Source organism: Burkholderia sp. LMG 13014 (assembly GCF_905232215.1).
Classification (GTDB): domain Bacteria; phylum Pseudomonadota; class Gammaproteobacteria; order Burkholderiales; family Burkholderiaceae; genus Burkholderia.
Genome location: NZ_CAJNKE010000287.1, coordinates 1 through 7,508, shown reverse-complemented (window position 1 = coordinate 7,508; position 7,508 = coordinate 1). Strand labels below are relative to the sequence as shown.

The following is a 7,508-nucleotide window of genomic DNA, read 5'->3' as shown; positions in this document are numbered from 1 at the left end:
GAGAAACGACCTGACCTGCGGCTCCCGCTCCCGCCCCGGCCGGCACAGCGCAACGAAGCGCGCGCCGTCGAGCCGCACCGACGGCTCGATCGGCATCAATGCCCCGTGCGCGACATGCTCGGCAGCCAGCACGGAGCTGAGCAGCGCGATGCCCTGCCCGTGCAGGACCGCCTGCAACGCGTAATGCTCGTCGTCGTAGTGGCGAAACACCGCGCGTTCGAGCCACGATTCGCGACCGGCCGCGCGACACCACGACGCCCAGTCGACCGATACCGGCAGCGGCGTGTCCCACACGGTCTCGATCAGGTCGAGCGGCTCGTCCGTGCGATGCGCGTCGAATCCGGCGGCCGCATACGCGCCGAAATACTCGTCGATCAGCGCCATCTCGTTTAGCGCCGGAAACGTGCGCGACGTCGCGCGAATCGCAAGATCGATCCGCGCATCGCGTTCAAGATCGGCGAGCGTGTTGCCGGTTTCGACCTTGATGTGCAGGTGCGGATCGACATGACGAAACCGGCCGAGGCGCGGAATCAGCCACATCGCGGCAAAGGCGGGCGTGGTGGTCAGCACGAGCATGCGCTCGCCGATCGCTTCGGGCCGCACCGCATCGAGCCCGCGACTCAATGCGAGCAGTGCATCGTGACTCGCGCGAAACAGGCGCTCGCCTTCGTCCGTGAGCCGCACGCCGCTCGCGCCGCGCTCGAACAGCAGCACGCCGAGCCGGGTTTCGAGCGACTTGATCTGGTGCGACACGGCGGCCGGCGTCACGGACAGTTCGTCCACGGCGGCCTTGAACGCGCCGAGCCGCGCCGACGACTCGAATACACGCAATGCAGTCAGGGGGATTTTCGAGAACACGGGGCCTCGCGGGCCGGATGCGGCCGGGTTGAATTCGATTCAATCGGGGTGAGATTAGGTGAATTGAAGCGGGCGTGCAACGCGGGTAGCTTTGCGGGACGTCGCGGTGCCGCGGCGCGTGTCGTCGAACCGGAGAAACAACGTGCAAGGCCTACCGCGCAGGATCACGCAGGCGGTGCTCTACGAAGCGATCGCCATTTCCTGCATCTCGCCCGTGATCGCGGCGATCTTCAAGCAGGATCTCGTCTATTCGGGGGCACTGTCAGCGACGATGTCGGCGATCGCGATGCTGTGGAACCTGCTCTTCAATGCGCTGTTCGAGCGCTGGGAAGCGTCGCGGCGGCAGCCGGCGCGCACGCTCGGGCGGCGGATCCTGCATGCCACCGGATTCGAAGGCGGGCTGATCTTCATCCTCGTGCCCGTCGTGTCGTGGTGGCTCGATATCTCGTGGCTCGACGCGTTCGTCGTCGATATCGGACTGTTCGCGTTCTTCTTCTGCTACGCGTTCGTGTTCCAGTGGGCGTTCGATCGCGTGTTCGACGTGCCGGCGGCGACGAAGGGGGCGTGAGCCGAACGCTCACGCGCCCGTGGCAATTTTCGGCAATTGCCAGCCGAAGCGCACCGCCGCCATCCGCAACGCAAAGCAGACGACGCCGCCCAGCACGGCCGCGACGATCGGCGGACACCCGAGCCGCCTGCACGACACGACGCACACCGCGCCGAGCAGCGCCGCGCTCGCATAGATGTCCGTGACCAGTACGACCGGCACCCGCGCGAGCAGCACATCGCGCACGACGCCGCCACCGCAACCGGTCACGGCGCCCATCAGCGTCGCAATGAACGGGTGAACCCGGAATTCGAGCGCCTTCACCGCGCCCGCGACCGCGAACAACGCGAGGCCGGCCGCATCGAGCGTCGTGAGCAGCGATGGCGAGAACGTCGCGACCCGCGCGTGAAACACGAACGCGAACAGCCCGGATGCGAACGCAAGTGCCGGATAGCGCCAATCGCTCACGGCGCTCGGCGGCCGTGCGCCGATCAGCAGATCGCGGATCACGCCGCCGCCGAGCGCAACGACGAGCGACAACACCATGACCCCGAACAGGTCGAGTCCGGCACCGATCGCCGCATTGGCGCCCTCGATCGCGAACACCACCGTGCCCGCGAGATCGGCGGCGAGCACGACTTGCTCGATGCGCTTCATGCGAAAGGACTGCCGGGGTGCGGCATCATCCGGCTGCTGCGCGTGTCGACACGAGTGGACGCTCCGTTCCGTCGCCTGCCGCCTTCCTGCCGCCATCCGGATACATCACGCATGTTGCGGATCATGACCGCCTCCTCGATCGGGATCGGGCAGTCTAGCGCATCGTTCGCTCACTGTCGGGTCGCGCGTGCAGCCGAATGCAAAAAGCCGGCGGAAGCAGGATGGGTGTCCTGCTTCCGCCGGCTCGAAAGCACGTCGGGCCTCCAGTCAGGACCGTGAAGCCCTGCGCACCTCGCTCAATGCACGCCGAGATAAGCCTTCACCGCCGGCAGGCCCGGCTTGCCGTCGAGCGTCGTCACGCCGGCGAGCCACTTGTCGAGCGCCTGCGGGTTCGCCTTCAGCCACTCGGTCGCCGCCTTGTTCGGATCTTCCTTGTTCATGATCGGCACCATCACGTGGTTCTCGATCGTCGTCGTGAACTGCAGGTTCGACACGAACTTCGCGACGTTCGGGCAGCGCTGCGAGTAGTCGGGCGGCGTCGCCGTCAGCACCTTCGCTTCGCCGTAGTTCGGGCCGAACACGTCGTCGCCGCCGCTCAGGTAGTCGATCTTCATCTGCACGTTCATCGGATGCGGTTCCCACCCAAGGAACACGATCCACTGCTTGTCGCGGATCGCGCGATTCACCTCGACCAGCATCCCGGCCTCGCTCGACTCGACCATCTTGAACTTGCCGAGGCCGAACTGGTTGCCGTCGATCATCTTCTTGATCAGCAGGTTGCCGTCGTTGCCCGGTTCGATCCCGTAGATCTTGCCGTTCAGCTTGTCCGCGTACTTTTGGATATCCGCGAACGACTTCAGGCCGCCCTGGTACACGTAGTCGGGCACCGCAAGCGTGTATTTCGCGCCGGTCAGGTTCGGCGTCGAAAGTACCTTGATCTGGCCGGCCTTCGTGAACGGCTGGATGATCGGGTCCATCGTCGGCGACCAGTAGCCGAGGAACACGTCGATCTGCTTGCTCTTGATGCCGGCGAACGTGATCGGCACCGATGCGATCGTCTTCGTCGGGTTGTAGCCGAGGCCCTGCAGCATCGTCGATGCGAGGCCCGTGGTCGCCGCGATGTCGGACCAGCCGACATCCGCGAAGCGCACGTTCTTGCACACGGGCGGATCGGCCGCATAGACGGCCGACATCGGCGCGGTTATCCCGATCCCGCACACCGCTGCGATCAATAGGCGCTTCATCTTGCTTCTCCTCAAAGTGATGTCGTTTGCTTGAATGCGGGATCGTTTATTGAAGCCGCGCGCCGCGATCCCGGCGGCGTCGCGGAATAGGGTCGGTCAGCGCCCCGGCAACCGGCGCTCGTAGCTCGGCGCGTGGCCGAACTGCGCACGGTAGGCCTTGCTGAAATGGCAGGGCGAATGAAAACCGCAGACCGTCGTCACGCGCGCGATCGACGCGTCGGTCGTGCGCAGCAGGTCGCGCGCGCGCTTCAGGCGCAGCGTCAGGTAATAGTGGGTCGGCGACACGTTCAGGTACACCTTGAACATCCGCTGCAGGTGCCGCTGCGACAGTCGTACGAGCCGCGCGAGCTCTTCGAGCGACAGCGGCTCCTCGATGTTCGCCTCCATCAGCCGCACGACCTCGATCAGCTCCGCGCGCGAGAAGCCGACGCGCGCATCGACCGGAATCGGCTGCGTATCGGTCGAGCTGCGGATGCGCTCCAGGATGAACTGCTCGGAGACCTGCGCGGCCAGCTGCTGGCCGAACCGCATGCCGACGAGGTTCAGCATCAGGTCGAGCGGCGCGGTGCCGCCGGTGCAGGTCAGCCGGTCGCGGTCGACGACGAACAGTTCATCGGCGAAACCAACTTGCGGAAACTCGGCATGCAGCGCGGACAGGTTCTCCCAGTGCACGGTGCAGCGATAGCCGTCGAGCAGCCCGCTCGACATCAGCGCATACGCGCCGGTGCAGATGCCGCCGAGCGGCAGACCGCGTTCGGCGAGCGCCGCGAGCGTATCGCGTGCGCCTTCGTCGACCACGTCGCGGATGCGGATGCCGCCGCATACGATCATCACGTCGGGCAGGTTCGTGTAGTCGAGCGCCTGCGTGGGCCGCACCGCGATGCCGTTGCTGGCGTGCACCGGACTCCCGTCGAGCGAGTAGATCGACCACCGGTAGTGATCGTCACGCCCGACATAGTTCGCCATCCGAAGCACTTCGACGGCGCTCGAAAACGCGATCATCGAGAAGTTCGGCAGCGTCAGGAAGCCGAAATGGGCGAGGGACGAAACCGGTGAAACGCAGGCAGCGGGCGCGACAGCGACGGCGGACGTCACATCGGTCTCCTGGCGAGGAGGTTGCAGGGGGCCAGCCCCGCGGCGCAAGCCGCGGAGGCCGTTATCTATATTCAGGGCGAGCGGCCGGGGATTCCGGCCGCCGGAGGTCAGGCCTGTGCGGGTGCGGCCTTCACGCGAAACAGCTGCTTGAGGCCGGAGAACAGCGGCGCCTTCACGGTGCCCGGCGCGCGACCGAAGCTTTCGGTGATGCGGTCGAGAATGATCGCGAGCAGCACGACCGACAGACCGCTTTCGAAACCGAGGCCGATATCGAGGCGCTGGATACTGGCGAGCACGTCGTTGCCGAGGCCGCCCGCGCCGACCATCGACGCGATGATCACCATCGACAGCGCCATCATGATCGTCTGGTTCACGCCCTGCATGATCGACGGCAGCGCATTCGGGAACTGCACCTTGTACAGCAGCTGCCACGGCGTGCAGCCGAAGGCCTGGCCGGCTTCGACGATCTCGCGGTTCACGTGGCGGATACCGAGGCTCGTCAGGCGCACCGCGGGCGGCATCGCAAAGATCACCGTCGACAGGATCCCCGGCACGCGGCCGAGACCGAACAGCATCGCGGCCGGAATCAGGTAGACGAACGCGGGCATCGTCTGCATCAGGTCGAGGATCGGGCGCACGATCGCGGCCACCCACTTGCTCTTCGCAGCCCAGACGCCGAGCGGGATGCCGAGCACGAGGCTGATGATCGTCGACGACAGCGTGAGGCCGAGCGTGATGACGGTCTGATCCCAGAAGCCCGTCGCGAAGATCAGCAGCAGCGACGCGGTGGTGAACAGCGCGAAGCGCCAACCCACCCGCCACAGCCCGACGCCGATGAAGATCGCCATCATCATCCACATCGGGATCGCCTGCAGGCTGTGCTCGACGAATGCCGCGAGCCCCTCGATCGCCTGACCGATCGCGTCGAACGTCTTGGCGTCGTGGTCGAGGAGGTAGTGAACGGACTGGTCGACCCAGGTACCGAGCGGAATCATTTCAGACATGGGAACCTCGCGAACGCGTGATGGCCTTCAGGATGAGCGCACGATCGACCGAGCCGCAGTAGCAGCCGTCGTCGTCGACGACAGGCAGTGCATTCGGGCTCGCGACCACACGCGCGACGACATGTTCGAGCGACGCATCGCGCCGGATGCTTTCGATCGGCCGCACGGACGGCGTGGCCTGACCGATCGCATCGCGCGTGACGAAGCCGCGGATCTTGCGTGCGGCGTCGAGCACGAACGCGTATTCGGCACTGCCGTTCAGCGTCGCCGCGACGTTCGCGGCATCGCACTTCGACACGATCGGCACGGCGCCCGTCTGCATCAGGTCGCCGGCCGTGAGATAGCGGCTGGTGTCGATGCCGTCGAAGAACGCGCGCACGTAATCGTCGGCCGGGTTCGCGATGATGTCCTGCGGCGTGCCGACCTGCACGAGCCGGCCGCCCTCCATGATCGCGATGCGGTTGCCGATGCGCAGCGCCTCCTCCAGATCGTGCGACACGAACATGATCGTGCGGCGCTGTTCCTTCTGCAGTTGCAGCAGCACATCCTGCATTTCCCGGCGCTTGAGCGGATCGAGCGCGGAGAACGCCTCGTCCATGATCATCAGCGACGGGTTCACGGCCAGCGCGCGGGCGAGGCCGACGCGCTGCTGCATGCCGCCCGACAGCTCGGACGGCAGCTTGTGCGAGAACGGCGCGAGGCCGACCTGCTCGAGCACTTCCATCGCGCGGCGCTCGCGTTCCTTCTTGCTGACACCCGCGACTTCCAGGCCGAACGCGGCGTTCGACACCACGGAGCGATGCGGCATCAGCGCGAACGACTGGAACACCATGCTCATGTCCTTGCGGCGCAGCGCGGTCAGCGCCGAGCGGCGTGCCGACGCGACATCGAGCCCGTCGATCATCACCTTGCCGGCGCTCGGATCGACCAGCCGGTTCACGAGGCGGATCAGCGTCGACTTGCCGGAGCCGGACAGGCCCATCAGCACGAAAATTTCGCCTTCCTGCACATCGAAGGAGACGTTGTGCACGCCGACGACCTGACCGGTGCGCTTGAGCACCTCGTCCTTCGTCGCGCCGGCGGCGAGCATGTCGAGCGCCTGCTGCGGGTTGCTTCCAAACACCTTGCACAGACCTTCGACCACGACCTTGGGGGCATCCATCGAAACCTTCTCCTCGTGTAGCGGGGACTCGCGCTTGTCTTAGCGTGCCTACATAGTTGCCAGAAAAAACCCCGACCTGCCGACGAATTACGACAAACGCTTGCGCAAATACGACACGGCCTCCAGCCCCGCCAGGCGGGCCGCGGCACGCGGCGGCACGCAATTGCGGCGGTGCAATACGCGCACGGCCAACACCGGCGGGCATCGCACATCGGACTTGTGCGCAGCAGCGCAGCGCAGATCGCGTCGCGTTTTGCGCCGATTCGCATCGGGCGCGCGTCGCTTTACGACAATTTCACGTCCGATCACGCGTCGATCTGCTCAGACGAAAGCGCACAGCGTTCACCCATAAAAAGCATGACCGTGCAAAAAGCCGCGCGACGACACCGGACGGCGCACGCCGCGATACCGCGCCAACCCTGGAATTCCGCGACGGCCGCTGTGATACATTCCCCGCCAACAGGCTGATCGCGACGCAGGCCGCCACGCGGCCACCGTGATCAGCCGCGCATGCTGGTTCGCCTGCCGGCCATGCCGACACCGCCTCGATCGGCACAGATCCGATCGCAGGCCGATAACGATACGAGAGAGGGAGCAAGGCGAGATGAACTGGGCTTTTACCGCAATCGGCTTCATCGTGGGCGGGATTGCCGCATTGATCGGGGATTTCTCCGCCATCACCGGCGCAGTGCTCGGCGCCGCGATCGGGTTCTGCCTCGACAACACGCTGCAACAGCGCAAGCGCAAGACCAAGGCCGCGTCACCCGACACCTTCTCGATGCAGGCCCCGCCCGCACAGCCGCCGGTTCCGCTGGCCGAGCGCGTCGCGCGCCTTGAAGCAACCGTCGAGACGCTGACGCGCGAAGTCGCGTCGCTGCGCGGCCAGCTGGCCGGCGCGAAGGCCAGCTCGAGCACGGTCGACGCGGCGGTACACAGGCCCC

Annotated in this window: 6 protein-coding genes and 2 pseudogenes; 2 read left to right on the top strand and 6 right to left on the bottom strand. The window is 66.0% G+C overall.

Going from position 1 to position 7,508, the window contains the following annotated elements; all coding sequences use genetic code 11:
• Nucleotides 1-858, bottom strand: an 858-nt coding sequence (locus JYJ84_RS23395) for a LysR substrate-binding domain-containing protein (protein WP_205189513.1), incomplete at its 3' end; no start/stop codon positions are given.
• A gap of 142 nt (nucleotides 859-1,000) precedes the next feature.
• Here JYJ84_RS23395 and JYJ84_RS23390 point away from each other — a divergent pair.
• Nucleotides 1,001-1,426: a PACE efflux transporter gene (locus tag JYJ84_RS23390; protein ID WP_122949612.1), complete on the top strand. Its 426-nt coding sequence runs from the start codon at nucleotides 1,001-1,003 to the stop codon at nucleotides 1,424-1,426.
• A 9-nt stretch (nucleotides 1,427-1,435) separates the two neighbouring features.
• Here the strand turns inward: JYJ84_RS23390 and JYJ84_RS23385 are convergent, their stop codons facing one another.
• The 5 genes and pseudogenes from JYJ84_RS23385 to JYJ84_RS23365 form a co-directional block, all read right to left on the bottom strand.
• Nucleotides 1,436-2,062 carry a trimeric intracellular cation channel family protein gene (locus tag JYJ84_RS23385; protein WP_122947964.1) on the bottom strand — a complete coding sequence of 209 codons (627 nt, stop codon included), beginning with the start codon at nucleotides 2,060-2,062 and terminating at the stop codon, nucleotides 1,436-1,438.
• Between the two features lie 296 nt (nucleotides 2,063-2,358).
• Nucleotides 2,359-3,306 carry a choline ABC transporter substrate-binding protein gene (locus tag JYJ84_RS23380; protein ID WP_122947965.1) on the bottom strand — a complete coding sequence of 316 codons (948 nt, stop codon included), beginning with the start codon at nucleotides 3,304-3,306 and terminating at the stop codon, nucleotides 2,359-2,361.
• Between the two features lie 96 nt (nucleotides 3,307-3,402).
• Nucleotides 3,403-4,401, bottom strand: coding sequence for a GlxA family transcriptional regulator (locus tag JYJ84_RS23375; protein WP_122947966.1), 999 nt, complete (start codon nucleotides 4,399-4,401; stop codon nucleotides 3,403-3,405).
• Between the two features lie 107 nt (nucleotides 4,402-4,508).
• Entirely contained in the window at nucleotides 4,509-5,405 is an 897-nt protein-coding gene (gene choW / locus JYJ84_RS23370; protein WP_122947967.1) for a choline ABC transporter permease subunit, read from the bottom strand.
• Nucleotides 5,398-6,739 (bottom strand): annotated as a pseudogene (locus JYJ84_RS23365) (betaine/proline/choline family ABC transporter ATP-binding protein); the annotation flags it as partial. The gene choW and the pseudogene JYJ84_RS23365, both read right to left, overlap by 8 nt.
• A 432-nt stretch (nucleotides 6,740-7,171) precedes the next feature.
• Between JYJ84_RS23365 and JYJ84_RS23360 the strand changes: the two are divergent.
• A pseudogene (locus JYJ84_RS23360) lies at nucleotides 7,172-7,508 on the top strand (DUF2339 domain-containing protein); the annotation flags it as partial.